The sequence below is a fragment of the Lysinibacillus pakistanensis genome, assembly GCF_030123245.1.
GTDB classification, from domain to species: domain Bacteria; phylum Bacillota; class Bacilli; order Bacillales_A; family Planococcaceae; genus Lysinibacillus; species Lysinibacillus pakistanensis.
This window is the reverse complement of sequence record NZ_CP126101.1, coordinates 2,232,005-2,256,114: the sequence shown is the minus strand read 5'-3', so window position 1 is coordinate 2,256,114 and position 24,110 is coordinate 2,232,005. Positions and strand designations below refer to the sequence as shown.

The following is a 24,110-nucleotide window of genomic DNA, read 5'->3' as shown; positions in this document are numbered from 1 at the left end:
AAAAATGGTTGTACTACTTTTTTAAAATCTAATATTGGCCCTCCCCTTATTTTCTAGCAAATATTCTATTAACGAGTTTGTAAATATTGTTAACTTTTAACATTTATGTTTTAATTACCAATAAATTATGCTACTCTATAAATAGGGTAAAACCTACAAAAATTCCTATAAAAGGATTTTCGTTAATGGAAGCCTTGAGGGATAATTTCAAAGGAGTGGTTTTCATGTTAGGTTGTAGTAGTTTAGCGATTCACACAACAGATCAGAAAAATCTATTTGCTCGAACAATGGATTTCACAATGGAACCAGATAGTAAAGTTATCATTGTGCCACGTAATTATGGAATACGACTGCTTGAAAAGGAAGATGTTGTTATAAATAATCAATATGCATTCATTGGGATGGGTAGCACTGATATTTCATCCCCTGTTCTATACGATGGTGTTAATGAAAAGGGCTTAATGGGAGCAATGCTATACTATGCAACATTTGCGACGTATGCAGAGGAGCTTGAGGAAGGTAAAAGAGGCATAAATCCGGTTTATGTAGTATCACAAATTTTAGGTAACTGTGTAACCATTGATGATGTGCTGACAAGATTAGAGGCATTTACACTTATTAATGAAGCCAATGCCATTCTTGGATTCGCTCCTCCTCTGCACTTTACTTTCACAGATGCTTCAGGTGAAACAATTGTAATTGAGCCAGATAAAACAGGAATTACCGTCCACCGTAAGACAATTGGTGTAATGACGAATAGCCCTGGCTATGAATGGCATCAGACGAATCTGCGGGCTTATATTGGTGTTAATCCTTATCCACCAAATGATATTACGATGAGTGATTTAGAGCTAACACCATTTGGACAAGGTGCAGGGGCATTGGGTCTTCCAGGCGATTTCACTCCATCAGCTCGTTTCCTACGTGTTGCTTACTGGAAGAAGTATACGGAAGAAGCTAAAAATGAAGTGGAGGGCGTAACAAACCTATTCCATATCCTTTCTTCTGTTAATATTCCAAAGGGTGTTGTGCTCACAAAGGAAGGAAATACGGATTATACAATTTATACGTCAGCAATGTGCTCACAAAGTAAAAACTATTATTTTAAGCTCTATGATAATAGTAGAATCTCTTCTGTTTCCTTAATGGATGAGAATTTAGATAGCTCTACATTAATTACCTTTGAATGGGAACGTGCACAGGATATAAAGCAACTCAACAAAGTTAATGTTAAAAGCTAATTACTCTTTTTTTCTATAAAACGGTTAAAGGACCAGACTCCATCTAATGGAGTACCTGGTCCTTTTGATTGGATTAGTTACTATAAACTTATTCAAGTTTGTTTTTCTTATTACTTATAAAATCTGTGTAAACTAGAATACTAACTATTATAAAGCTTAGGCTAACAAGACGGAAAATCACTTCTAAGCTCATCCATTGTGCTAAAATTCCCAATACAAATGCGCTAATGCCAACACCTACATCAAAACTAGAAAGGAAAGTTGCATTGGCTGCCCCACTTTTTGCTTCATCTACTTTTTGAACAGTCCATGTTTGTAGGCATGGCATCATTGTTCCGTAACCTGCTCCGAATAAAATCGCTGCAATGATCAGCATTAAATTATTTGTGGTATAGGATAACACGACAAGTGATAAAAATCCTAATGTGGCTGACACAATGATAATAGACCATGGTCCATTTTTATCAAACCATTTTCCTGTAAATGGTCTTAATAAAGTGGAAACAGTCGCATTGATAAGAAAGAACAAGAAAATATGTTTTATATCCTTTTGTTCCCCATAAAGTACTAAGAAGGTTATAATTGCTCCAAAGCCAAGTGTCGTAATAACGGTCAATAAAGCTTGGAACCTTACATCCTTTTCAAAAATCGCTTCTACAAATCGAAATGACTGCTTCTCATATTTAACAGGAGTTGATGAAGAGACAAATTGAAGTGCTACTATCGCTAACAGACTAAGTATTACTGATGAATATATTAATATTTGGAAGGAAAAGGTATTGTAGATAAGAATACCTATACTCGGTGCAATAATAGCGCCAACTGTTGTTGAAATAGAGAAATACCCCATTCCTTCTCCTAATCTAGCTTTAGGAATTAAATCGACAGCCATTGTACTATTGGCTGTGGTTGATACCCCCCATGCCGCTCCATGGAAAAACCGTAACAATAGGAAAAGCCAAATAATGTTAAGAAAAGGATACAGCATCGTAATAATTAATAAAGTCATACCTGCTCCGATTGCAAGACTTTTTCCTTTATTATCAATCAAATAGTAGCCTACGAAAGGTCTTATTATAATTGCACCTATCGTAAATATAGTTGTTACTAAGCCTACTTGAATAGAAGAGGCATTTATGCTTAATAAATAGGCTGGTAAAATTGGTAATAACATTTCAAAGCCTATAAAGATTAAAAAATTACTTATAAATAAAATAAGAAATGATGGTGTAAAAATTTTTTGCATTTTCATAGTTTATATCCTCGCTTCTAATTATTTTTTAAATTAGAAGCGAATAGCACACTGAAACATTCCTAAATTGTCTAAGTTTTTTAAACAACAAGTCTCACCCTTTCTAAATCGTATATTGAGGGATTACAATAATCTTTGTCTATTTTGACAAGCGACTCATCATTGCATCCATTCCAATTTTTTCTGTAAAACACAAAAAGACGCCATTAAATCCGGCGTCTAATAATTGCTTTGTATCATGCACAAACAATAAAAGTTCTAATTTTTATACTACAAAGGCAAAAAGCTTCCGGCTATTTTCTATGTGAAGTTTACTTAAAAAAGTACAGACTGGTCCCTTGGAAAGTAAATCACCTAGTTGTAAATATGTTTTTACTTCTGTTGCAATTCTTCTGAAAACAGTTTCCATGGCTTTTTGCCTCCTCTCTCATTATCAATTAATAGCTTAGTATAATTTAATACAAATTGATGAAAAAAGCAAATTCTTCTTTCTATTTATTGCCTCTACATGTCATTTCTCGAGATTTTAAAGTACTCCAAGTTTGTTGACTCATGGGAATGAATTAATACTAAAAAATACTTTCACATTGTTTCAAGTTAAATCAAGAAGAAGAGCCATTATTACGATTTATTTAACCAGGGTACTCCAATAAGCATTTATCCTATCTTTATGTCAACCAAACATAAAAATAGCTCCCTTATCAAATAATAAGAGAGCTATATATATTTCATAATCTATCACTTATCTACAACTGGCTTTAATAGATTTGCTGGAATAAAATCAAAATTCTTATCTCCCACCATCAAATAACCATTGATCTCAATTCCTGGTGAATAAAAGACAGTTCCCTTCAACTCTTTTCTAGAGTATCTTGTAATCATCGGACCATTGTATAGCTCTGTATCTTCTGTTAATATATAGGAACCTTCATTTCTTGTTATCTTTTCAAAAATTCGAATATCAGTGCTATCAAGAATACCGGTATTAATTACAGGTCCTCCTTCAATATCTCCTGCACAATAATGGCGATATAATTTTCCCTTCTCAATAGAAACTAATAATGATGATGGATTGCAAACCTCTTCACGTTTTCCAACTTTTAAATTCTCACCATATTTGATGAAGGAATATGGATATCCAGGATTTTCAACACCAAGATGATTAATCATGACAAATGCCGGATAGTTATAGAAAGATGTACGAATATCGATTGGTACTTCTTTGAAAACAATCAAATCCGTTGCTTGTACCCGAAATTGCCCCATTTGATAGAATGTTTTTCCATCATATTTCTCAATATCATACGTTTTAAAGAAATTATTACGCTTAACCATCAGCGAATCAAACGTACCATCTGAATTTTTCTTGTATACCTTGATGTCTTTTTTAAAGGTCATTTTTCCAGTCTGCCCTTTTACAACTTCTGCTCCATCATACATCACTTTTGCTTCTGAATTTGTTGGACTTACTACTGCAAATAAAAATGCTGCTAGTAACACAATAAATGATTTTTTCATTATTCTCCTCCTACTCAATTTAATTTTAGAAAAATTAATTTCTGAATATACTACTGATTTTAATGGAAATATAGCGATGTAAAGAGTATTTCACTTTTAATATAATTTTTCTTCATCTTGTACCTCACTAAGCTAAAACAATAGTATCTATTAGCTTTGAATCTATTAATAAATCAAGTATTCATTAATTATTTGTATTCCAAAACCCAATACTTCTCTCCAGGTTCTCCTTCTTCAACAACTTTCTTCCAACCCTTGTTTTCATAGAATTTGAGTGCCTTAAGATTTTCAGACACACACTTCAAACTTAATGGTATATTCATTTTATTGATGGAGGCATTCAATAATAAACCACCAACACCTTTCCCAGAGCAAGTAGGGTCAACAAAAAGACAATGTATAAAGTTATCTGCTAAGTATAGTGCCGCAAACCCCAGAATTTTCCCGTCTTCCTCAACTAAAATTATATAATCTTCAATTGTATCATTATCAAAATCTTCTAATGTCAATTCCTCTGCATTTTCCCAATGGAAGTTTTTGCGGCGTGATTCCAGATAAATGCGCCTTAAATCAGGATAATCTAATTCACTTGCTTCTCTAATATTCATAATATCACCCTCCAATTCTATTAAAATATAACATAAACCCCATCTATCAACCTATTTTTTTAAAATTGAAATCAAAATTTTTTAACCATTATAGTTCAATCCAATAAACAGTTAGCTAGAATCGGTTTATTTATGGTATTCACTACAGATTAATGGACTAAACAAAAAAACCACTTATGATTAAGCGGTCTTATAAGCTATTCTTTTTGCATTCTAAAATTAAAATATAGTCTAATAATCCTCTGAAAAACCATCTTTAAAGAATTCTAGTATTTCTTCACCAAAAAACGAAAAAAACAATAATATAAACACAATTAAAAGGGTTAAACTACCGAATATAAGGGTGAACACTATCCCAAATTTTTTATCATTCAACAAAAATCCTTCCTTTACCTTTATTTGTATTTTGAAGATTCAATGCACCGTAAATAAAACCTCTTTTTGAGAAAACTTCTACCATTAATCATCACTAATTATTTTCTGTAAGGTTAGAAAACTCAAATAAAAGTGCTTTTTATTTTTCATATCTGCTCACATAATTCCCTAAAATTACACCCTCGACAATGCCATTTTTCAAGCGTTTGTTCAAAATCCTCGATGTCTAGAGGCTCATTTGAAAAAATATCAGCTTTGTACTTAACTATAACTTTCAGAAAGTTTCAGTGTAAATCAAAAGCTCTATAACGATTTTCAATCATAGTATTTTCATTATTAATCACTAACTGTTACTAAAAATCATTTTAGGTCACTTGTTGGTCCCTTTTCAGTCACTTATTTTATAGCGACAGATCACCCATCATGGAGTGGTTTTTTATGGATTATTGAACTAAGCACCCGTGTGTTTATGAACAATGTTTCACAAACTTTCCATTTTAATTGTAATCACATATATTTCTTCTGTTGTTCCCTAACGTAAGAAATTGCTTTTTCAATTGTAAATATTTTTTCATTAAACCAATTTTCCCCTATTTCTTTTACCAACAGGTGAACCATTCCGATCCTACTTACAATTGCTACATGATCAAGTAACACATATATAACGTCATCTTTTAATCCCAATAGTTGCAAATCCTTAACAAGCTTTATATCGTCCTCGGTAACAGTACCGTAACGTTCTTTTATAAAATCAAAAGGTGTTGTTGATTTCGCCTCATTAATATACCATTCATCGGGTGTCATTCCAGTTTTAGCTTTGAATTGTTGTTCGTTCCATTCCTCAATTGTCATTCCTCGTATTTCCTTAAAACGTTCTTCTGGTGTCTTACCGTGTACTACTCTATTATTTGTCTTTTTGAAACGTTTTTTGTTTTTCATCATCCTTTTCACCCTTAATGTTTGTTTTTTTAAAAGATAATTCGATGAAGTTTCATTTTTTCCCTTCTAAATTATTATTGAACTAGTTAAAGAAGGAAATCAGATTTCGCTAAAAAACAAGAAGAATATGCAGGCTATTAAAGAAAAGATTCCAGTCCCTAAAGCAATAGTTCCATTAGCAACGTTATATTTATTTTTCTTTCTCAGCTTAAACATGAAAAGTAGTCCCGTGGTCGTTGAAATAAGGAAAATTATAAAAAAACCGATAGGCACAATATACATTTAATTAATTCCTCCATTTTTAGGCTTTTTGCTCAAATAAACTGCAACTTCGTATTATAAGGTCAGCCAGATATTTCTGGTTGACCATTTTTTATATAGTTTTATTATAGCAGTAGCCAGGGTAGAACGTATCTGCACGTGGGGCTTGACCCCGTCAACTAAACCGTTCGCCCCCTACTTGCAGAAACATGATTGAAGCTGGTTGGGACTTAGATCTCGTATAACAAGCGAAGCTATGACACTGCATGGAGGATTAGGGGTAACTGGCAAATTATGATTCTAGGAGGAGATTAATAATGAATCCAGTCGTTGGTCTGGATATTTCAAAAGGAGAAAGCCAGGTACAAGCATTTTTAGATAAAGGCAAACCATATCGTAAAAGTTTTAAGGTAACGCATACTTTAGAAGGTCTGAATGACTTAGTTATATTTTTAGAGGATGTAAAAAACGAGGCTGGTATGAAGCCTACGATCATTTTAGAAGCTACAGGACATTATGGTGCCCCTGTCATACATTATTTAGAAGAACGAGGATATTTATTGATTATCATTAATCCGTTAATTTCATATAAGGCAAGAGGTTCCAGTTTGAGAAAAGTAAAAACGGATGCCATTGATGCCTATCTTCTTTGTGAATTGTTCTATAAAGAGGAACTGGAGCCATATAAAAAACGTGGTGTGCAATTATTAAACCTTCGTAATCTTACTAGACAACATGAAAATATAACTGGCGTAATGATTCAAACTAAGTTGCAATTTCAGGCAGTCCTTGAACAGATATTTCCTGAATATAAAGGGGTTTTCGGAGACTTATATTCTATGGTTTCACTATTAACTCTTTCCGAGTTCCCTTCTTCAGAAGATATTTTGAAAGCAAGTGAGGAATCCATTACAGACAAAATATATGAACTATGTAAGAGTAGGTCCATTAGATGGGCAAATGAAAAAGCTTTACAGCTTAAAGCCGCTGCAGCTCGTAATCCTTTTGAAAAAACAGTTTATCAAAGTCATATTTTAAGTCTGGATATGTATATAAAGATCCTTCTTCAGTACAAAGAGCACCTATCAAAGTTAGAGTCAGAAATAGATGCCCTCGCTAAAGAAATTGAAGAATATAGTATTATCAAATCTATCCCAGGCATCGGTGAAAAAATCGCTGCAACGATTATTTCTGAGATTGGTGAAATAGATCGATTTAACAACCCTAAAAAGCTTGTGGCTTTCGCTGGAGTTGACCCAAGTGTTTTCGAATCAGGTAAATTTTCAGCGACCAAGAATCGAATTACAAAACGAGGTTCAAGTAGACTTCGTCATGCCTTGTTTATGGCTGTTCGTTGTGCAATACGAGATTGCAGAAAAACTAAAACAGACGATACAATCATTCCTCGAAACAAGAAATTACGTGAATTCTATGATAAAAAACGTGACGAAGGAAAACCTTTTAAAGTAGCGATTATAGCTTGTGTTAATAAACTTATACATTGGATTTTTGCCTTGTTAAAAAACAGAACTACGTACCAAGATTTAGCTTGATAAGTAGGTACAACTAAATCAAACAAAACCTTCCAAATACAAACTTTAGGACGGTTATTTGTCATGCACTTTTTAGTATAGCACTCTCCTATTAAACTTTTAACAGAAAATTATTGACAAACTATTAGCTGGTTTAGTTTATTAGTACACATTATTTAAGCAACGTTTGAAGAGTTATTAACAAAGGTGTACACGATTAGTGTACACTGGAATTATTAGTTGGGTTTATTTAATGTTCAATCTTTATTAGAAATCATTTCACAGAATTTCAAAGAACAATATTATTGCAATAATGTATTTTTATAGTTAGTTTTAAGTATTGCCATAATAATTTCATCCGAATAATTGCCATTGTAATATAACGATTCACGCAAGACGCCTTCTTTTACAAAGCCAACCTTCTCATAGGCTCTTATTCCTCGCAAATTATGGTCAAATACTTCTAACTGAAGACGATTTAAATGTAGTTCCTCAAAAACAAATTGTAATACAATCTTAATAGCCTCTGATCCATATCCTTTGCCAGTTAGCTCAATCGAGCTCATAGAAATTCTAAATCCTGCTTTTTTATTGTCTTCTTCAATATCTAAAATAGATAGTTCACCAATCATCTGGTCATTTTCTTTTAAACAGATTGCAAAATCATAACGTGATGAATCATTATTTATCTTTTTAATATGGGCTTTAATCTGATCTAATGTAAAGTTAGGTTTCGTTCCTGTCATATATCGAATTTCTTCTTCTGTAGTAATTCCAAGTATAACAGGTGCATCTAATTCTTGAAGGGTGCGCAAATAAATTCTTTTACTTTCTAAGTTCATATTAAATTCTCCTCAAATTATTATTTAGTATTGATTCCTACTTCCATATTACATTAATCTTGTAATGCTTCGATATGCCTAAAACAATTAATAAATGTTTTATACCTACTAAAAAAAATTCGCTATTTAGTTGCCATTTAACTTGAACTGAAAAAAAAACTAGAACATTGATGTAACAATGCTCCAGAAGGGAAGACAATTCTTGACGACCATTAAGAATTATTTTTTATTTTGATGGGTAAGTTTAATCAAGATTTTCATCATTTCCTCGATCAATCTTTTTTGAGTAAACAATTTTTTTTATGGTTTCAATTGAGAGACAATATTCAACAGCTAATTGTTGAATACTTATTCCATTGTTAAAAGACGCTTTGATATTACTGTTTCGGTGGTCAATGAGCTGCTTTCCACCACTTACAGTTCCCCATTTTTGATAGTTTGTTTCTTGTTTAGGTATGTACAGATTTTCTCCTTGGACATACTGTTGTATTTCTAGTAATAACTTCTCAGGTAAAACTTTTGAGGCATTTACATATTTCAATCTTGCTCGCTCCCTATTTTAAATTAGAATAAATAAGGTGCAAAGCCAAAATATTAGTTCAGTTTAGTTTGTATGGCGATAAAACTAAATATTTAACCCCATGCAAAGTATCGCTCTTCTAATAATTAGCTTTGCATGAGTGTGAGAATTTGTTCCAGATAATCTTAAATGATTTTTCATGTCTAAACTCCTCCTTTTAATTATCTATTATAACAATATGTACCATTATGAATGAAATAGTAGCTTTTAGATATTTTTATGTGTTAACCCTAATATAGAGTAGATTTACAAAAATATGCTATTTAAATATAAAAATTTCTCTCTATTTTTTAATGGCTAACCTTTATTAAATTTCATTAACCATTCAGCCAATTATGTTACGATGATTCACCATACACTGTTGATTGTGTATGCCTTCTTTTAACCGGTTATAGAAAGATACTGACGTTTTTATATGGTGTTTCTTCTATAATGTGATGTTTTACTAGGCTTCAATTTAGTACGCCTTACAGCTTTACTATCAGCTTGACCTTGAAATCCGATAAAAGATGATGATGGAACTCCCTTAAATTTTATCTTTACAAATTTATGGTCAGTCGGAATGTAAATTTTAAGATCATCCAGGAGCAACTAGGTCACTCTGATATAAAAATACAATCAACCATATAGTCATTTAACCAAAAGGATAAAAATGATGAAAGCGACCATTTCGATGATTTAAATTAATTGGTCACTTGCTCAATTTTTCATCATATATCTGCTCACATAATTCCCTAAAATTACACCCACGACAATGCCATTTTTCAAGCGTTTGTTCAAAGTCTTCAATGTCTAGAGGCTCATTTAAAAAAATATCAGCTTGGTACTTTTTCATTTCCAAGACACTACGCTGAAATGTATACAAAATATTATCCATATCGATGTCAGTAAATACATATTTCTTGCGATTTCCTGTTAATAAATATTCGTTATATACCTCGATTTGCTCAAGTGATACACGGTATTTTTGCTGTACATAATAGGCATAGAGCGCTAATTGCTGACGGTCATCGTCAGACTCACTCCCCGTCTTCCAATCGACAATCACCCACTTATCCGTAAGCTCATCGTAGTAATGGAAATCCATTACGACAAATACTTGGATATCGTCTATTTTCATGGAGCGAAATTGTTCAGGCTCACCAATACGTAGAGAGCCTTTTTGTGCCGTAATTTGCCGGAATGTTTCACTCATCAGAAAATGGTTAAAGACAAGCCGTAAACGTTCTTTATAGTCCTGAATAAGTTCAGGATTAAGCATCCCATTATAGTAGATTTCCTGCATCATATAATACTTTGTGGGCTTTTGTCTCCATAATTCAAAATGGCGTGTAGAGTCTACAAAAGCAGTATTAAGCTGGCCCCGTGCCCAATGTATCAGTTCTTCTAGACTTGGCGGCTTTCCAGTTTGTAAATAATCATTAATCGCCTGCTCGATAAATCGGTGGACAATTTGTCCAAATAAAATCGGCATAGATTGTAGCTTTTTTAAGCGATAAACATGTTGGTGAAAAGGCTCCACATTGTAGCTTAGCCAGCCATTATGTGAAAAATAATATTCATAGCCATATTTTCGTGCACAGCTAGTTAACGTTTTATGACGAGAAAGTGACCACGAAAAGGTTGGGTACGGTGTGATGTCAAACATATGAATCGCCTCCTTAGAGCTGTTTCATAAAATCATAGACAAGCTGTAATATTAATACAATGGTTACAATACGCAGCAAAAGCTTTACTTGTTTGGCATTGACCTTCCGAGCAAGGACAATACCAATCTGGGCGCCAATCGTTGAACCGATCATTAAAATAAGTGTTAGTGGCCATTCGATTTTTCCTGTGGCAATATACGTAATCGCTGCGCCGGAGCACATGGCAAAAACGCCAACACGTGATAGCCCTACCGCTTTTATATAAGATAATTTCTCATGTGCATATGTATAAAGTGCCAGTGTACTACTCCCTGGACCAAACATTCCATCATAAAAACCAACACCCAGTAGAATAGGGCCATTTTTACGATTCATAATAAACTGCTCCCTTTCGCCAAAGTCAGCCCCGCCGATAAATGACATAATCAATGCAAAACCTAATAAAATAATGGCGATAAGCGTCAATGTCTGACTGTCCATTAATGATGCAAATAAGCCACCAAGTGTCCCTCCAATCAGCGACACCAGTAAAACGGATCGCATTTCTGACCAAGCCAATTCTTTTCTTCTATAAATTGTATAAAAGCTGGAAAAAGCACTTACCATATTCGATACCTTATTAGCGCCAATCGCTGAATGGACGGGCACTCCCATTAGCATCATGGTTGGTAGGGTTATCAATCCTCCACCTCCGACCAATGTGCCAATAACGTTACCAGCAATTCCAATGCTTAAAAATAATAAGTATTCCATGTAATCCTTCTTTCTGTACCACACATGTTGTCATTCTATGATACAGTATAACAGAATGCTATTTTGAATGACGAAAAGCGAGGTGAATCAATGCACGGGCAACAAAAAACACCTACGCCACGTTTTTGTATGCAACTAACATGGATTGTCGGCACTATATTTCTTGCGGGTGTTACTGCAACGCTTATTCAATATCATAAGCTGCCAGATTCAATACCCGTTTTACAAAGTTTTACAAGTGAACATGCACAGTTTGGTCCAAAAATCGCTATTTTTTATTTACCTTTTGTTGCACTTATGCTGTTTTTGCTACTACATTACTTAGAGGTCAGGGCTGCCTACCCAGTTTTACGTAAAAATAAACCGACTCTTTCCCATGGTCAAAGACAAAATGGAATTTTAACGTTTTGTCTCATTAAAAATAGTATCTTACTATACTTTACGTACTCACTTTTCAACGACTTAACAGTTGCATTAGGCCATAATCGTATTTTACAGCAATGGCATGCCTATCTTTTTCTAGTTGTATTAAGCGTGATTTTCATCGTAGGCATCATACGTGGTGTTTTACTAGGAAAAAAAATTTAACAGCCTTCCATTGAAAAAACACCTTTACTGTTGATATATTTCAACAAAAGGTGTTTTTGATATTACTAGGATTAATAGTTCATAATCACAAAAACAAGTGCAACAGTAACAATACTGATTTTTATGGTTTCTACTTTATAGATAGCATAATGCTGGATGTCTCGTTTGAGATTATACCAAATGATGACACCATATAAAACGGCGAGCATAAGCATCAACGGCTTGTATAAAGGCCCCACCCAAGTTGCCCAAGCAAAAATACCGAAAGTTACTGAGAGGAATAATAGTAGCAGCCACCATTTTGGTTTAGGTGGTTTATAATTATCTAATTTACGCCATTTATAGTAGGAGGCTGAGAATAAATTGACTATGATGACGACAAGAGGCAGGATTAAAAACCAGGGTTTTGTATTTACACTATATAATAATTGAAATACTTCGTCATACATATCTGATGTTCCCACAAAAAACTGCCCACTATCAATATTTAGCATGCCTGTATCAGAAATCTGGTAGTGCTCCTCCCGATGATCCCTTACAACGACTACATCTGTAATATAATCACCTAGCCTACCATCTCCCTCTTCAACATAATGTGTAAAGTCTTGAAAAAAGTTATAGATTTTTCTATCGTTAACCCTTTCAACAGATGTATACAAGTCTGAACCTCGTGCAAAGAATTTCCCTTCTTCTCCTCCAAAATACTTATAAATCGTTTGAATAGATTGATTGGCGCTCTGTGGTAATGAAGAATTTTGTGGTAATAGGATTAAAAATAGAGCAATCACAGCCATTGTTAATAGTAAAACACCTTCCTTCCAGATCGTTAACCCCTTTTTCTTCTTGTGCTGAATACGTTCATAAACACGCGACTTTACAGCCTGATCCTCTGGTAAATTATTGAGTTTCTTTAGTCGATTGTGCAAATCCAAATTCGTCACCTCCCAATATTTTCTCTAATGCTTTTAGTGCATTTCGCTGTGTATTTGCTACTTTTACTGTAGACCACCCTAAAATTTCACAGGTTTCAGCTAATGTCAGTTCTTCAATTTTTCTGTATATCACTACTTCACGATACGCTGGCTTTAATAATTGGATGGCTTCATAGAGCAGTCGACGATCCTCAGACTGGATAATCCATTCATGTGGCACATAATGTGTCTCTCGATCCTCATGACTTTTTTGAAATGGCAGCCATTTAATTAACGCTTTTTTTCTATACGAATCATAGACAATATTTCGTGCGATTTTTCTGATATAAGTACCTAAAGCTGCATCATTTCGAAATTGTCCTTTATAAACCCTTAGAAATGTTTCCTGTGTTAAATCTTCTGCTAAACTAGGATCTGAAACCATATAATAAATAAATTGATAAATGCGTTGAAAATATCGTTCATATAATTCATCAAATTCCATCTTTTCACCTCTCTTACACCGTTCAACTGGCGATTTCTACTACATTTTTTAAGCTTCACTATAATAGACGAAGCAGACAGCATAATTTGTATATTACCTTTATTTTTTTATTGCAAGAAAAATAAGCTACCTGATGCCAATTAGCGTCAAGTAGCTTAGATTCTTTTTTACATCTTCTTTTGCATCTCTTTAAATGAATGGGTTAATACATATTTTTGTACACCGCGTGCCAGATTAATGCTTTCTTTCTGATACTGCTGAAATGCGTCTTCATTTTTTATGGTATAAGCATAAATCGCTTCAATCACTGGCTGCATCCATGGCTGCGTAAGCTTAGCACTTCGCATATCTGCTGTTCGTCCTTCAAGAGCAGCGATATAACATTTTGCATAGCTTGCTAATGGCTCTTTATTTATTTTATCTGCTGCATCCTTTGCTTCCTCTAAATTCTCTTCCATGATAGCCTTTATAAATATATAATTGTACTTCACTGCTGGCTGCTTATACTTCTTAATAACCACATCTAATGACTGTAACTGATCTTCCTTTGTTTCATAAGCTACCGCATAAAGATAAGCAAAAAATGGCTCTTTTTTGCGATCTTTCACAAGCTTATCTACCGACTGTATATTATTTGTTCGAAATAAAATATGTATATGTCTATATATTATTGCTAGTACAATAAGCGCAAATATAGCAAGTGAGATTGATAGACGAACGCCTGCTAGTGATAGCGTCATTGCTAGTATAATAATAACCAAATAAAAAAGGGTAAGTTTTACAAGCCTCATATATTCCTCCTACTGTAGTTTCCTTCGCATTTTTCGAGAAAAGATATAGCCCGCTCCAATAAAGAATACAAGTGCCATAAACTTCATGATCGGAATGATAAATAATTTGCTAATGATAAAAACCACCAAAATATAATAAACGACCATCGCCAGCAAAAATAAAGTCAACTTATTCATCTTGCATCCTACTCTCTTTCAATGCCGCTTCTATAGCCAAAAGTGCTTTCGGTCCCATACCATGTAAATGCTTTAACGTTGATAAATCCACCTTTTGCAATTGCTCTAATTGAGTATATCCTGCTGCATTTAATGCTCGTATAGCAGGCTTGGCTACACCCTTAGGCCATTCTGTCATTTATGCTCGCCCCTTCCTTTTTCGACTGTTAAATATCTCTGTACCTATAATGCCTATCAACAGTATAACGATGGATGCAACATGATAATCAACAAAAAAAGAAGTAAACGCTATTTGAAAGTAATGGAGTATTACCGTAAGAATACGTCCTCCCATTAAAACTAAACCAATAATTAAGCAAGCCTTTACTATTTGTTCGATAAATTTCATTCCTAACACCTCTAAGCTATTATGCAATTGAAAAGAATGAAATGCAAATTAGTCTTGCTTGCTTTATAAAGTAGATCAATCAATTGAGATGTAACTATCAGTAAATGCTAAAAAAGATGAAAGGAGTATATGTTTTATTTTCCTATCATATCCAAATTTCCAAAGAACAGAAAGGCGATTTTTCATTTCCTAAAATGTAATTTAAAAAGTTAAAAGCGCCTACCCATGTTTTAGGGGGCGCTATTGCTATGCAGCCATTTTCGGACCTTGTAACTACATTGAATATATCTATAAAAAAGTTTGATTGTATTTAATGATCTTGATTTTCAAATTCACTCTTTAATATAGACATAATATGTAAAGATTCGAAGCCTTTTTCATTTTTTAGGCATTCCCTTAATGTTCCCTCAACCACAAATCCCTGTTTTTTATAAAGATGAAAAGCACGCATGTTATTTACTTTTACATCTAACCATAGACGATTAGCATTATGGTTCGTAAATACCCAATTTTTGATAAGCCTAAATGATTCCTTCCCATAGCCCTTTCCTTTTTCACCAATTGTAATCCTTACCAACTCAAGGCTTAAATTGGGATTCTCTAATCCAGCAATAATTATATATCCTACTGGATGATTCCATTGGCTATCTTCTACAATCAAATGCAATATATCAGTGTTTTCAATTGCCTTTTCATGCTTTTCTTTAGACCACGGGATAATAAATTTTGCATTTTCTTCATTTGATTCTAAGCTACAAACAAAACCTAAATCTCTTAATTCAGTTTTTCTTAATGATAAAATGTCAGATTTTAAAAACAAACATATCCCTCCCTATTTTTCTACACCTGTATGTATTTTTTTAAATTTGCTAAACATAGAATAAACGTTACACTTTTCCACCCTAAAATCGTTTTCAAAACTTTTCGATTGCCCCTTCATTAATTCTAGTTCGACATCTTTGCTTCATAACCTTTCTGGATTTCTTACTAGAATGTTTTTAAACCTATCTTGTATGAACTAGTTGCAAGATGACGTTCTACACTATTATTCATTGTTGCATTAAAACACATTAAACATAGCGAAGAAGGAAACAATCAGATTGCAAAAGCTGTGTATACACCAGCTCGTGATTATGGAGCCATTGGATTTTTTTTCGTTCATCCACCCCATTAAATAACCTGCTAATCCCGTTACAATCACAACTAACACTACAACTCCAAAAGGAATGGCAGAAAATAGCATCAATCCATGAATACTACCAAAAAGTAAGCTTTGCAGAATATTTCCTATCTGAAAGCCAAATGTATGTGCAAATCTTTTTAATAAAAAGCCCCTAAAAAACAGTTCCTCTGACAAGCCCGTTTGGATAATTGCGTAAAGAAGCACGGGGATAATCGCCGCAAAGCCAAGTCCTGCAAAACGATTTGATGCTAAAAGTGAGCTGTCTATATAAAAAAAGACAATTAGGTTAGACGGTACGAATAATAAAAAAATCGTGAGTAAAAACCATACAGTATAATTTCCTTTATTTTTGATGACAGGCTTTTTAATACCGAGCCATGATAAAAATGATTGTTTCTTTCTTGCTGTGAAAAACCACCAACAAAATGGTATTGCTGAAAATAAAATAACTTGAATAATGGCACTGATAGCAATGTTGATAATCATAATTTTTCCCCCTGCTTCGTTTTCTTGGTCATTTCTTCATGTTAAGCATATAAAACAATTGAGAGGAAATCAATATAAATTTAATGATAATCATTAAATAATTAATTTTAATAGTTAAATAATAAATGTTAATCATAAAAAAAGCGACTAGAAACTACTAGTCGCTGTCATTGCTTATTCGGATTTCGTTCAATAAAATCAGTAATTTCATCCTTTAGATCATAAACCAATGTAAAATATTGATGCTCGTTCATGGCACCCTTCTCTCGCCATTTTTGCATTTCTTGATAATGAAAAGTCACAAAATAGCTGATGATCTCACGACGCTCTAAACCCACTTTATCAGCCATATCAACGATGGATAGACCCTCTTTCCAGTATTGATCATATACCTCTTGCGAAATACCGAGCACCTTACAAATAGCATTATAATCGTACTTTACATGATAAATGACCTGACCTTCCTCTCCATTCGCATGTTGTTGAATGACATTATTAGCATAGCCGACTGGTGCAAAGCTCATTAAAAGTATGCTGATTAGCATTAAATTTTTTACTACTATTTTCATGCTAGACCTCCTTCACAATTTAGTGTGTGAGGTGTTAACAATCATATTCCTTATTAAGATTTTTAAGCTGACTACTACCAATATTTAATATAATGAAAAACCTCATGATCTATTTTCATTCCAAGCTTTTCATATAGCTTTTGAGCTTGTTTATTATCAGTCGCTGTTTCTAAGGTTATATATCGTGCATCCTCATTTTTACAGTATGCATAACATTCTTCAATTAAACGCATTGCCACTCCTTGCTTTCTCGCATGTTCTGCCACAAATAGATCATTTAATAGAAAGGCTTTTTTCATCGCAACTGATGAAAAAATAGGGAAAAGCTGGACAAAACCTACTGGCTGAGCATCTAAATACGCAAGGAAAATAATTGATTCCTCCTTCTGCAAACGCTCCTTTAAAAATTGCTCAGCTTGCTCTAAATCTGAAGGTTGATTATAAAATTCTCGATAGGCATTAAATAATGGGACTACCTCTTTTACTGTTGCAAGTGTTACTGTTTTCATTTCCATTGCAAATCTCTCCATTTCTTTTTTTCGGTCTTTCTTGTATGATAATAAAAAACATTCTGACATATAAAAAGTGACAAAAATAAATATTTCAACATGTCAGGAAGGAGTCTTATGAATGATTTTATTTTTTTCTTTACAGATAAAGAGGCAAAATATAAGCAAATCTATCAGCAAATCAAAACTTTAATTGAGCAAGGTAGCTTAAAAACAAATGATACGCTTCCCTCTATTCGTAGGCTAGCAGATACACTACAGGTGAGCCGCAATACGACCTTAACTGCCTATGAGCAGCTTGTCGCAGAGGGATATATACGTGGAGAAGGACGAAAAGGATATTTTGTCAATGAATTTGAGCAGGTATTTTTACATGAGGAGCCAGGACCAAGCATTCCCGATAAAAAGAAAATCACAGGAAATATCACCATTGATTTTCGAGCAGGTGCTGTCGATCAACAGTATTTTCCGTTAAAGATTTGGCGACAAATGGCCAATCAAATATTACATGGGGAAGAATGCTATACATATGGGGACCCATTTGGTGAACCTCGTTTAAAGGAACAGCTTGTGGGTTATTTATTACAAGCTCGGGGTGTTCATGTTGATGCAGAGGACATTTTTATTGGTAGCAGCACACAGCAACTGTTAATTTATTTAGGCTTTTTATTAAAAGAGGATTTTGACAATATTATTTTGGAGGATCCCGGTTATAATGGAGCGCGTGAAGCCTTTAAATTACATAACTTCAAGATACAGTCATTACCTGTTTTGGAAAACGGCGCACAGCTTCAGCACTTAACACATTTACATGCACGTCTAATTTATATTACGCCTTCCCATCATTTTCCCTATGGCGTTTCAATGAGCATCCAGCAGCGACAAGCCTTGATTCAGTGGGCTAAACAAGTGGATGGCTATATTCTAGAGGATGACTATGATAGCGAATTTCGCTATACACAGCAGCCATTCCCTGCCCTTGCCTCTATTGATAAATCACGTGTTATCTATATTGGCACATTTTCTAAATCCTTTTTACCAGCAGTTCGCTTAAGCTATATAGTACTGCCCAAAACATTTGTCTCTAAATATAAAGAACGCTTTCAATATTTTGAGCATAATGCTTCCTCTCTCCATCAATTAACAATGGCAGCATTTATGGAAAAGGGTGAATGGACAAGGCATATTAAACGAATGCGGATTACCTATAAACTAAAGATCAATCGTCTAGTACAGGAGCTACAACAACAATTTGGAGACAAGATTACAGTATTAGGAGCACAATCAGGTCTCTATATTTTAGTGAAAGTACATATGCAGCTTTCTGAACAGCAACTCATAGAAAATGCCGCACAGTATGGCGTTAAGGTATATCCAACCAGCCCCTTTTTCCTTAGGCAAACAAGCACTGAGCCTATCATTCAACTAGGCTTTAGCAAATTGCAACTAGATGAAATTGTTTTAGGAGTACAACTATTAAAAAAAGCTTGGTTAACTTAATAGATAAGCCATAGCAACCATGTTATGGCTTATTTGTATTTTCCTCATGATCTCGATAATCATAGGTTTCATTAGGTACATCCAATATCACGCCGTTTATTTTGACAGTATCATCATCAACCCATGAAATATCGGCTGCATTCTCCCGATATTGCCAATAAATCTTCTTTGATTTCTTATTTTCTTTATTAAACATTAATTCACCCAAAACCGTATAAGATGTAGTGGCCCCTCCATCTGAAACATAAGCATTCACTGTATAGGTGCCATCAGGGGAAGTGGATTCAGCAATCAATTCCTGTTTAAACCTACTCCAATCAAAAAATAACCAATAAACCCCATATCCTATAATGCTTGCAATAAATAAAAACCAGACACCAAGTACAATAAGCACTTTTCTGTAAACTTTTTTCCGTCCTACCCTCTCTGTCGTATCCAACAATATCCCCCCATTTTAAAATACAATAACGAAAATAAAGGTGGGTTTGTTTCCTTGTTTTGATTAATTATCCAAAGGAGGTGGCGTTTATTCAAAAAAAGTATGGTGTTTTTTAGGCCGGAGCGATTTACTAATAAAACCGAGCATTTTTGAAGTTGACCGGAGCGCTTTTCTTTTCAACCCGAGCTACTTTGAGGTTGAACCGAGCACTTTCCTTTTCAACCCCAGCTACTTCGGGGTTGAACAGAGCGCTTTTCTTTTCAACCCGAGCTACTTTGGGGTTAAACCGAGCACTTTCCTTTTCAACCCGAGCTACTTCGGGGTTGAACAGAGCACTTTTCTTTTCAACCCGAGCTACTTTGAGGTTGAACCGAGCACTTTCTTTTTCAAACCGAGCTACTTTGCGGTTAAACCGAGCACTTTCCTTTTCAACCCGAGCGATTTTGCTGTTGAACCGAGCTCTTTTCTTTTCAACCCGAGCGACTTCGGGGTTGAACCGAGCTCTTTTCTTTTCAAACCAAGCGACTTCGGGGTTGAACCGAGCACTTTCCTTTTCAACCCGAGCGACTTTGGGGTTAATCCGAGCACTTTCCTTTTCAACCCGAGCGATTTTGCTGTTGAACCGAGCGCTTTTCTTTTCAAACCGAGCTACTTTGGGGTTAAACCGAGCACTTTCCTTTTCAACCCGAGCGATTTTGCAGTTGAACCGAGCGCTTTTCTTCTCAAACCGAGCAATTATGGCTTAAAGCCTAGTACTTTTCTAAAAAAACCTTCACACTCAAAAAAGGTGAAGGTCATTCTCTTACTATGTATTATTTTTGGACATACTTTTGCAGATGCTTTGGGATTTCACGTACGTCCATTAAAAATGGCATCATTAGGACTAAGGCAAATAAGTAAATCGCGATACCAATCGCTACTGCAGAGCTTTTTACCTCTTCGTCAATCACATAAGGCATTGTTACATATGGTACAAAGACTAGTAATAAAATGGAAATACGTGTCATTGAAGTTAGCATTTGTTTTTTCCCACAGTGTGGACAGTCAATAAAGCGAGAAAACGATACAATTGACCGCATAGACTGCTTCCATGACCATTTTTCCTTACATGCAATACATTTTGGCATATTATCTATCCCCTCCATTCACTAATTATGCCATAATTACCATTCTAGAAACATATAAATAGGAATTTGCACAAGTTAAACCCTGTACAAATTCCCTAAGAAGGTTAAAAATAATCGATAAATGTTGGAATACCGACAGGGAGCACTGTCTCAAGTAGTGCAATTTCAATGGTATTGCCCTGTAAGCGTTCGATTTTTTCCAAATAGCTTGGTCGTTTATAGCCTAATAGCATTGTGGCTAACGTTTGTACTGTTAGATGAATAGCATTTTCAGATAGTGTTTCACTGATCTTATCAACACTAACCTTTCCTTCCTGCACCGTAATCACAAATGTGCCGTTATTCCATGCCACAATACGGTCACTAACAGCCAGTCGTAACTGAAAATCATTTCCCACAAATGGATAACGTAATAAAAATTCTTTGACATCCACGATACGCGCCATAAAATAAGGGGAAACCTTTTGTATAATCTCACTATCCTCCAGTAAAAAGGCAACTGCTTCATTGCCAGTCGTTTTGCCATAAGCATTATAAATCATTGAGCTATGAGCAGAGACAAAATTCCATAAGCCTTTACGTGCCTCTTCCTGTAAATAGACGATTTCATCAATGTAATAATTTTCCTCCATAATACGATAAAACATATAGCCCTGTGGCACATCATCCTCATCATAATAAACAGCTGCCTGAAGGTTAACATCGCTATCAATAAACTTTTCTTCCCAAAAGTCTTCCTGAAACTTTTCATTCCAGGCAATGCTATTGCGTACCATCACACCATGCGTTTTTTGGGCATAACTCGCATAAATCGTAACAACATCCTCATGCTTTGGATCAACTCGACGTATCTTTCCATTTAATCCTGCATAGTGTGGTAGCTGTGTATCCTTGACCTGAAATTCCACAATATCACTCATGATTTCCCAGCCCTTTTTTCGGTAGTACGGAATTGAATATGGAAATAAATAGGATATATATTGCCCTTCATTTCGCATCCGCTGTAGACATTCCATAATTAGACTTTCCATTAATCCATGTCTTGAATATTCAGGATATGTTCCGACAGCCGTTATACCGCCCATTTCGTAAATCCGACCATGTACGTTTACCTCAAAAGGTAGGCTTAAAATTTGTGAGACAAGCTGTGTTCCATCAAACCACCCAATTGCATGTCCTTCATCGAATTGCTTACTCTTTGCATTGACAAAGCGACGATCCTTATGAATGGACATGGACATTTGAAACACATAATTGAGTAAATCTATGGATTGTGCCATTTCATCTAATCTAATTTCTCGCATGATTAAGCCTTTTCGTTGATTCATGTTTCCCTCTCCTCATCAAATAACTCTGAAAAAATGGTTTCTGGTGCATTTAAAAAGCGCTTTGTAACAATGTAATGAATGGTCTCCTCATAACGAATAGACTTTATTTCCTCACCATCAAAACTGTAAATTGTTGCATTTGGATAGCCAAGTAAAATTGGTGAATGTGTAGCAATAATAAACTGTGCCTCATGCTCTAAATCCTTCATAATCTTAAGGAGACTGAGTTGCCTTGTTGGCGATAGTGCTGCTTCAGGCTCATCCAATAAATAAATGGCTTTTCCTTTAAAGCGATGTATAAACAATGATAAAAATGATTCTCCATGTGATTGATGATGTAATGACTTGCCACCGTAAGCTGCATATTTGTATGGATGCTCTAACAAATCAATATGACTCGCAAATTGATAAAACGTTTCAGAACGTAGGAAAAAGCCATTTGAAACTTTCGGCCACCAAGATAATCGAATATATTCCCCAAGTGCAGATTCCGCTTTATGTACCTCATATAAATTTTGTCGCCCACCACCTGCTGTATTAAAATCACAGCAATCAGCAATTGCCTCCAGCAATGTGGATTTACCAGAGCCATTTTCACCAACAAAGAAAGTGACATTTGTAGGAAACTCTAGCTCCTGTAAATCCTGCAAGCTTGGTATGTTAAAGGGATACACATGCTTATCTTCGATGTTGTTCTGTAACACCTTACATGATTTTAAATACATTTCGCTTCCTCCCTTACTATTATTATAACGCGCCCATGCTACTCTGAAACCGACTTTTTTTCCAAATACAAGCTACAAACACCTAAAATAAATAATAAACTAATGCCTATAAAGGAAATAGGTGACCATGAGAGCCTTGGATCAAACAGCTGAAAGAAAAATGTGAATATTGGAACAAAGCATAAACTCATCATTACAATCAATGATGAACAATACTGAATGCCTATCTGTAATAAATACATCGGTAGCATGACACCTATTACTGTGACTGCAAGTATCCATGAAATATTTCCCGAGAAATAATTAAAAAATATGTCGAAAGTTGCAGAAAAAGATAATAAAATTATGCCATAATAGCGGTTAGCTAAAATCATAGAAGTAGTCCAACCAGCCTCACTTAATCGCTTTGAGTAGATTGTACAGAGAACTGCACCAATCCCACAGCCAACACTCGCTATTAATGCCACAATTACAGGCAAGGTTAGGTCCATTTGAACAGCTGATTTCCCACTAATAACAGCTACTATTAGTATAGTACAAGCAATAAATGTTCCTAAAGCAATTGCCCATTGAACCCGAGGAATGGACTCCTTAGCAAAAACAGCTATTATTAAAACAAAAAGCGGTCCAATGCCCATTTCAAGTGCACTTACAATCGCGGACTCAACATATTTTAAGGCAAAATAAAAGCCCATAAATGTTATCACTGTAGCAGCGTTCAACTTCACTACATTCTTTATATTTCCCTTCCACACATTCAATTGCTTTCGTTTTCGGGCAAAGAATGAGAAATAAATCGCTGTAATGAAAAAACTAATACCCGTAAATAAAAAGGTGGGTACCTCCTGTACTTGCTTGGCATAGAACACTTGGCTCATCGATGTTAGAAGTGCTGACAGAACAAGTGCAGTTAAACCTACTGTTGTTGTATGCTTTTTTATTATCTCCACCATATTTCCCCCCCTGGATCATTTAAGTGCCAGTTCCTCTCCTCATTTCCCAAATAAAAAACTTCGTCTCCAATAAATATAGAGACGAAGTTATCCGTGGTACCACTCTGATTAGCTAGAAAGCTCACTTGACTATAACGGTAGCAGCCGTTTATACCTACTATCTTCAGCATAAAAAACTCCTGGATGAGTTCATAAATGATTTGCGATGATTTTCACCAACCATCATCTCTCTAAAAGCAAACTACATTCACTACTACTTCCAATCATTGTTATATCATTTTCGATACATCATAATTCATTCCACCCTTTTCGTCAAGACTCCCTGATGTATATCCTTTTTGTAATATTGCAATATTGTGACTTATAGAAAATGTTCTACTT

The 24,110-nt window shown here is 34.7% G+C and carries 27 protein-coding genes and 1 other annotated feature; of the genes, 4 read left to right on the top strand and 23 right to left on the bottom strand.

The features are described from left to right. Positions 1–224: 224 nt before the first annotated feature. Positions 225–1,241 (top strand): linear amide C-N hydrolase, encoded by a 1,017-nt coding sequence (locus QNH24_RS10870; protein WP_283872150.1) that lies wholly within the window; start codon positions 225–227, stop codon positions 1,239–1,241. Between the two features lie 88 nt (positions 1,242–1,329). Here QNH24_RS10870 and QNH24_RS10865 read toward each other — a convergent pair whose 3' ends face one another. From QNH24_RS10865 to QNH24_RS10845, 5 genes are all read right to left on the bottom strand, one after another. Next, positions 1,330–2,493, bottom strand: a complete 1,164-nt coding sequence (locus QNH24_RS10865; RefSeq protein ID WP_283872148.1) for an MFS transporter — start codon at positions 2,491–2,493, stop codon at positions 1,330–1,332. A 265-nt stretch (positions 2,494–2,758) separates the two neighbouring features. Continuing rightward, on the bottom strand, positions 2,759–2,902 hold the full coding sequence (locus tag QNH24_RS10860) for a hypothetical protein (protein ID WP_283872147.1): 144 nt from the start codon (positions 2,900–2,902) through the stop codon (positions 2,759–2,761). Positions 2,903–3,231: 329 nt separating this feature from the next. Then, positions 3,232–4,011 (bottom strand): hypothetical protein, encoded by a 780-nt coding sequence (locus tag QNH24_RS10855; protein ID WP_283872146.1) that lies wholly within the window; start codon positions 4,009–4,011, stop codon positions 3,232–3,234. 188 nt (positions 4,012–4,199) lie between these two features. After that, complete coding sequence (locus QNH24_RS10850; protein ID WP_283872145.1) at positions 4,200–4,619, bottom strand: GNAT family N-acetyltransferase; 420 nt, start codon at positions 4,617–4,619, stop codon at positions 4,200–4,202. A gap of 882 nt (positions 4,620–5,501) precedes the next feature. Beyond that, complete coding sequence (locus tag QNH24_RS10845) at positions 5,502–5,936, bottom strand: DnaD domain protein (RefSeq protein ID WP_283872144.1); 435 nt, start codon at positions 5,934–5,936, stop codon at positions 5,502–5,504. 575 nt (positions 5,937–6,511) lie between these two features. On the opposite strand from QNH24_RS10845, the gene QNH24_RS10840 reads away from it, so the two are divergent. Continuing rightward, on the top strand, positions 6,512–7,747 hold the full coding sequence (locus QNH24_RS10840; RefSeq protein WP_283872142.1) for an IS110 family RNA-guided transposase: 1,236 nt from the start codon (positions 6,512–6,514) through the stop codon (positions 7,745–7,747). A gap of 281 nt (positions 7,748–8,028) precedes the next feature. On the opposite strand, the gene QNH24_RS10835 is transcribed toward QNH24_RS10840, so the two are convergent. The 4 genes from QNH24_RS10835 to QNH24_RS10820 all read right to left on the bottom strand — a co-directional run bounded on the left by QNH24_RS10835 (position 8,029) and on the right by QNH24_RS10820 (position 11,550). After that, entirely contained in the window at positions 8,029–8,568 is a 540-nt protein-coding gene (locus tag QNH24_RS10835) for a GNAT family N-acetyltransferase (protein ID WP_283872141.1), read from the bottom strand. A 244-nt stretch (positions 8,569–8,812) separates the two neighbouring features. Continuing rightward, positions 8,813–9,109 (bottom strand): CD3324 family protein, encoded by a 297-nt coding sequence (locus QNH24_RS10830; RefSeq protein ID WP_283872140.1) that lies wholly within the window; start codon positions 9,107–9,109, stop codon positions 8,813–8,815. Positions 9,110–9,839: 730 nt separating this feature from the next. After that, on the bottom strand, positions 9,840–10,796 hold the full coding sequence (locus QNH24_RS10825; RefSeq protein WP_283872139.1) for a PD-(D/E)XK nuclease family protein: 957 nt from the start codon (positions 10,794–10,796) through the stop codon (positions 9,840–9,842). Between the two features lie 13 nt (positions 10,797–10,809). Further along, the gene (locus QNH24_RS10820) at positions 10,810–11,550 is read right to left on the bottom strand and encodes a sulfite exporter TauE/SafE family protein (protein WP_283872138.1); all 741 of its coding nucleotides are present in this window, start codon (positions 11,548–11,550) and stop codon (positions 10,810–10,812) included. A gap of 90 nt (positions 11,551–11,640) precedes the next feature. Between QNH24_RS10820 and QNH24_RS10815 the strand changes: the two genes are divergently transcribed. Then, complete coding sequence (locus tag QNH24_RS10815; RefSeq protein ID WP_283872136.1) at positions 11,641–12,138, top strand: DUF1648 domain-containing protein; 498 nt, start codon at positions 11,641–11,643, stop codon at positions 12,136–12,138. 71 nt (positions 12,139–12,209) lie between these two features. On the opposite strand, the gene QNH24_RS10810 is transcribed toward QNH24_RS10815, so the two are convergent. The 9 genes from QNH24_RS10810 to QNH24_RS10770 form a co-directional block, all read right to left on the bottom strand. Continuing rightward, the gene (locus QNH24_RS10810) at positions 12,210–13,070 is read right to left on the bottom strand and encodes a hypothetical protein (protein ID WP_283872135.1); all 861 of its coding nucleotides are present in this window, start codon (positions 13,068–13,070) and stop codon (positions 12,210–12,212) included. Further along, on the bottom strand, positions 13,036–13,554 hold the full coding sequence (locus tag QNH24_RS10805; RefSeq protein ID WP_283872134.1) for an RNA polymerase sigma factor: 519 nt from the start codon (positions 13,552–13,554) through the stop codon (positions 13,036–13,038). Before QNH24_RS10805 ends, QNH24_RS10810 begins: the two co-directional genes overlap by 35 nt. 167 nt (positions 13,555–13,721) lie before the next feature. Next, entirely contained in the window at positions 13,722–14,345 is a 624-nt protein-coding gene (locus QNH24_RS10800) for a hypothetical protein (RefSeq protein ID WP_283872133.1), read from the bottom strand. 169 nt (positions 14,346–14,514) lie between these two features. Beyond that, on the bottom strand, positions 14,515–14,700 hold the full coding sequence (locus QNH24_RS10795) for a helix-hairpin-helix domain-containing protein (protein ID WP_283872132.1): 186 nt from the start codon (positions 14,698–14,700) through the stop codon (positions 14,515–14,517). Beyond that, positions 14,701–14,910: a hypothetical protein gene (locus tag QNH24_RS10790; protein WP_054772066.1), complete on the bottom strand. Its 210-nt coding sequence runs from the start codon at positions 14,908–14,910 to the stop codon at positions 14,701–14,703. Positions 14,911–15,220: 310 nt separating this feature from the next. After that, entirely contained in the window at positions 15,221–15,730 is a 510-nt protein-coding gene (locus tag QNH24_RS10785) for a GNAT family N-acetyltransferase (protein ID WP_283872131.1), read from the bottom strand. A 240-nt stretch (positions 15,731–15,970) separates the two neighbouring features. Continuing rightward, entirely contained in the window at positions 15,971–16,579 is a 609-nt protein-coding gene (locus tag QNH24_RS10780; RefSeq protein ID WP_283872130.1) for a CPBP family intramembrane glutamic endopeptidase, read from the bottom strand. A gap of 167 nt (positions 16,580–16,746) precedes the next feature. Further along, on the bottom strand, positions 16,747–17,148 hold the full coding sequence (locus QNH24_RS10775; RefSeq protein WP_054772067.1) for a hypothetical protein: 402 nt from the start codon (positions 17,146–17,148) through the stop codon (positions 16,747–16,749). Between the two features lie 74 nt (positions 17,149–17,222). Next, the gene (locus QNH24_RS10770; protein ID WP_283872129.1) at positions 17,223–17,663 is read right to left on the bottom strand and encodes a GNAT family N-acetyltransferase; all 441 of its coding nucleotides are present in this window, start codon (positions 17,661–17,663) and stop codon (positions 17,223–17,225) included. A gap of 111 nt (positions 17,664–17,774) precedes the next feature. Here QNH24_RS10770 and pdxR point away from each other — a divergent pair, with 111 nt between their 5' ends. Then, positions 17,775–19,157, top strand: coding sequence for a MocR-like pyridoxine biosynthesis transcription factor PdxR (gene pdxR, locus QNH24_RS10765; RefSeq protein WP_283872127.1), 1,383 nt, complete (start codon positions 17,775–17,777; stop codon positions 19,155–19,157). Positions 19,158–19,179: 22 nt separating this feature from the next. Here the strand turns inward: pdxR and QNH24_RS10760 are convergent, their stop codons facing one another. The 5 genes from QNH24_RS10760 to QNH24_RS10740 form a co-directional block, all read right to left on the bottom strand. Further along, positions 19,180–19,596: a DUF5412 domain-containing protein gene (locus QNH24_RS10760; RefSeq protein WP_283872126.1), complete on the bottom strand. Its 417-nt coding sequence runs from the start codon at positions 19,594–19,596 to the stop codon at positions 19,180–19,182. 812 nt (positions 19,597–20,408) lie between these two features. Then, entirely contained in the window at positions 20,409–20,723 is a 315-nt protein-coding gene (locus QNH24_RS10755) for a TIGR04104 family putative zinc finger protein (RefSeq protein ID WP_283872124.1), read from the bottom strand. Between the two features lie 104 nt (positions 20,724–20,827). Further along, the gene (locus tag QNH24_RS10750) at positions 20,828–22,051 is read right to left on the bottom strand and encodes a GNAT family N-acetyltransferase (RefSeq protein WP_283872122.1); all 1,224 of its coding nucleotides are present in this window, start codon (positions 22,049–22,051) and stop codon (positions 20,828–20,830) included. Then, positions 22,048–22,776: an AAA family ATPase gene (locus tag QNH24_RS10745; protein ID WP_283872121.1), complete on the bottom strand. Its 729-nt coding sequence runs from the start codon at positions 22,774–22,776 to the stop codon at positions 22,048–22,050. Before QNH24_RS10745 ends, QNH24_RS10750 begins: the two co-directional genes overlap by 4 nt. A 38-nt stretch (positions 22,777–22,814) precedes the next feature. Further along, positions 22,815–23,729 carry a DMT family transporter gene (locus tag QNH24_RS10740; RefSeq protein ID WP_283872119.1) on the bottom strand — a complete coding sequence of 305 codons (915 nt, stop codon included), beginning with the start codon at positions 23,727–23,729 and terminating at the stop codon, positions 22,815–22,817. 74 nt (positions 23,730–23,803) lie between these two features. Then, positions 23,804–24,005 (bottom strand) — a binding site (T-box leader). Between the last annotated feature and the right edge of the window lie 105 nt (positions 24,006–24,110).

Bases quoted from the DNA above. Each gene is read 5' to 3' on its own strand.
- pdxR (WP_283872127.1), top strand. From the start codon at position 17,775: ATGAATGATTTTATTTTTTTCTTTACAGATAAAGAGGCAAAATATAAG.
- QNH24_RS10820 (WP_283872138.1), bottom strand. From the start codon at position 11,550: ATGGAATACTTATTATTTTTAAGCATTGGAATTGCTGGTAACGTTATT.
- QNH24_RS10815 (WP_283872136.1), top strand. From the start codon at position 11,641: ATGCACGGGCAACAAAAAACACCTACGCCACGTTTTTGTATGCAACTA.
- QNH24_RS10790 (WP_054772066.1), bottom strand. From the start codon at position 14,910: ATGAAATTTATCGAACAAATAGTAAAGGCTTGCTTAATTATTGGTTTA.
- QNH24_RS10795 (WP_283872132.1), bottom strand. From the start codon at position 14,700: ATGACAGAATGGCCTAAGGGTGTAGCCAAGCCTGCTATACGAGCATTA.
- QNH24_RS10855 (WP_283872146.1), bottom strand. From the start codon at position 4,011: ATGAAAAAATCATTTATTGTGTTACTAGCAGCATTTTTATTTGCAGTA.
- QNH24_RS10770 (WP_283872129.1), bottom strand. From the start codon at position 17,663: ATGGAAATGAAAACAGTAACACTTGCAACAGTAAAAGAGGTAGTCCCA.
- QNH24_RS10835 (WP_283872141.1), bottom strand. From the start codon at position 8,568: ATGAACTTAGAAAGTAAAAGAATTTATTTGCGCACCCTTCAAGAATTA.
- QNH24_RS10755 (WP_283872124.1), bottom strand. From the start codon at position 20,723: ATGCCAAAATGTATTGCATGTAAGGAAAAATGGTCATGGAAGCAGTCT.
- QNH24_RS10845 (WP_283872144.1), bottom strand. From the start codon at position 5,936: ATGATGAAAAACAAAAAACGTTTCAAAAAGACAAATAATAGAGTAGTA.
- QNH24_RS10825 (WP_283872139.1), bottom strand. From the start codon at position 10,796: ATGTTTGACATCACACCGTACCCAACCTTTTCGTGGTCACTTTCTCGT.
- QNH24_RS10740 (WP_283872119.1), bottom strand. From the start codon at position 23,729: ATGGTGGAGATAATAAAAAAGCATACAACAACAGTAGGTTTAACTGCA.
- QNH24_RS10840 (WP_283872142.1), top strand. From the start codon at position 6,512: ATGAATCCAGTCGTTGGTCTGGATATTTCAAAAGGAGAAAGCCAGGTA.
- QNH24_RS10865 (WP_283872148.1), bottom strand. From the start codon at position 2,493: ATGAAAATGCAAAAAATTTTTACACCATCATTTCTTATTTTATTTATA.
- QNH24_RS10850 (WP_283872145.1), bottom strand. From the start codon at position 4,619: ATGAATATTAGAGAAGCAAGTGAATTAGATTATCCTGATTTAAGGCGC.
- QNH24_RS10870 (WP_283872150.1), top strand. From the start codon at position 225: ATGTTAGGTTGTAGTAGTTTAGCGATTCACACAACAGATCAGAAAAAT.
- QNH24_RS10745 (WP_283872121.1), bottom strand. From the start codon at position 22,776: ATGTATTTAAAATCATGTAAGGTGTTACAGAACAACATCGAAGATAAG.
- QNH24_RS10780 (WP_283872130.1), bottom strand. From the start codon at position 16,579: ATGATTATCAACATTGCTATCAGTGCCATTATTCAAGTTATTTTATTT.
- QNH24_RS10800 (WP_283872133.1), bottom strand. From the start codon at position 14,345: ATGAGGCTTGTAAAACTTACCCTTTTTTATTTGGTTATTATTATACTA.
- QNH24_RS10775 (WP_054772067.1), bottom strand. From the start codon at position 17,148: ATGAAAATAGTAGTAAAAAATTTAATGCTAATCAGCATACTTTTAATG.
- QNH24_RS10805 (WP_283872134.1), bottom strand. From the start codon at position 13,554: ATGGAATTTGATGAATTATATGAACGATATTTTCAACGCATTTATCAA.
- QNH24_RS10860 (WP_283872147.1), bottom strand. From the start codon at position 2,902: ATGGAAACTGTTTTCAGAAGAATTGCAACAGAAGTAAAAACATATTTA.
- QNH24_RS10750 (WP_283872122.1), bottom strand. From the start codon at position 22,051: ATGAATCAACGAAAAGGCTTAATCATGCGAGAAATTAGATTAGATGAA.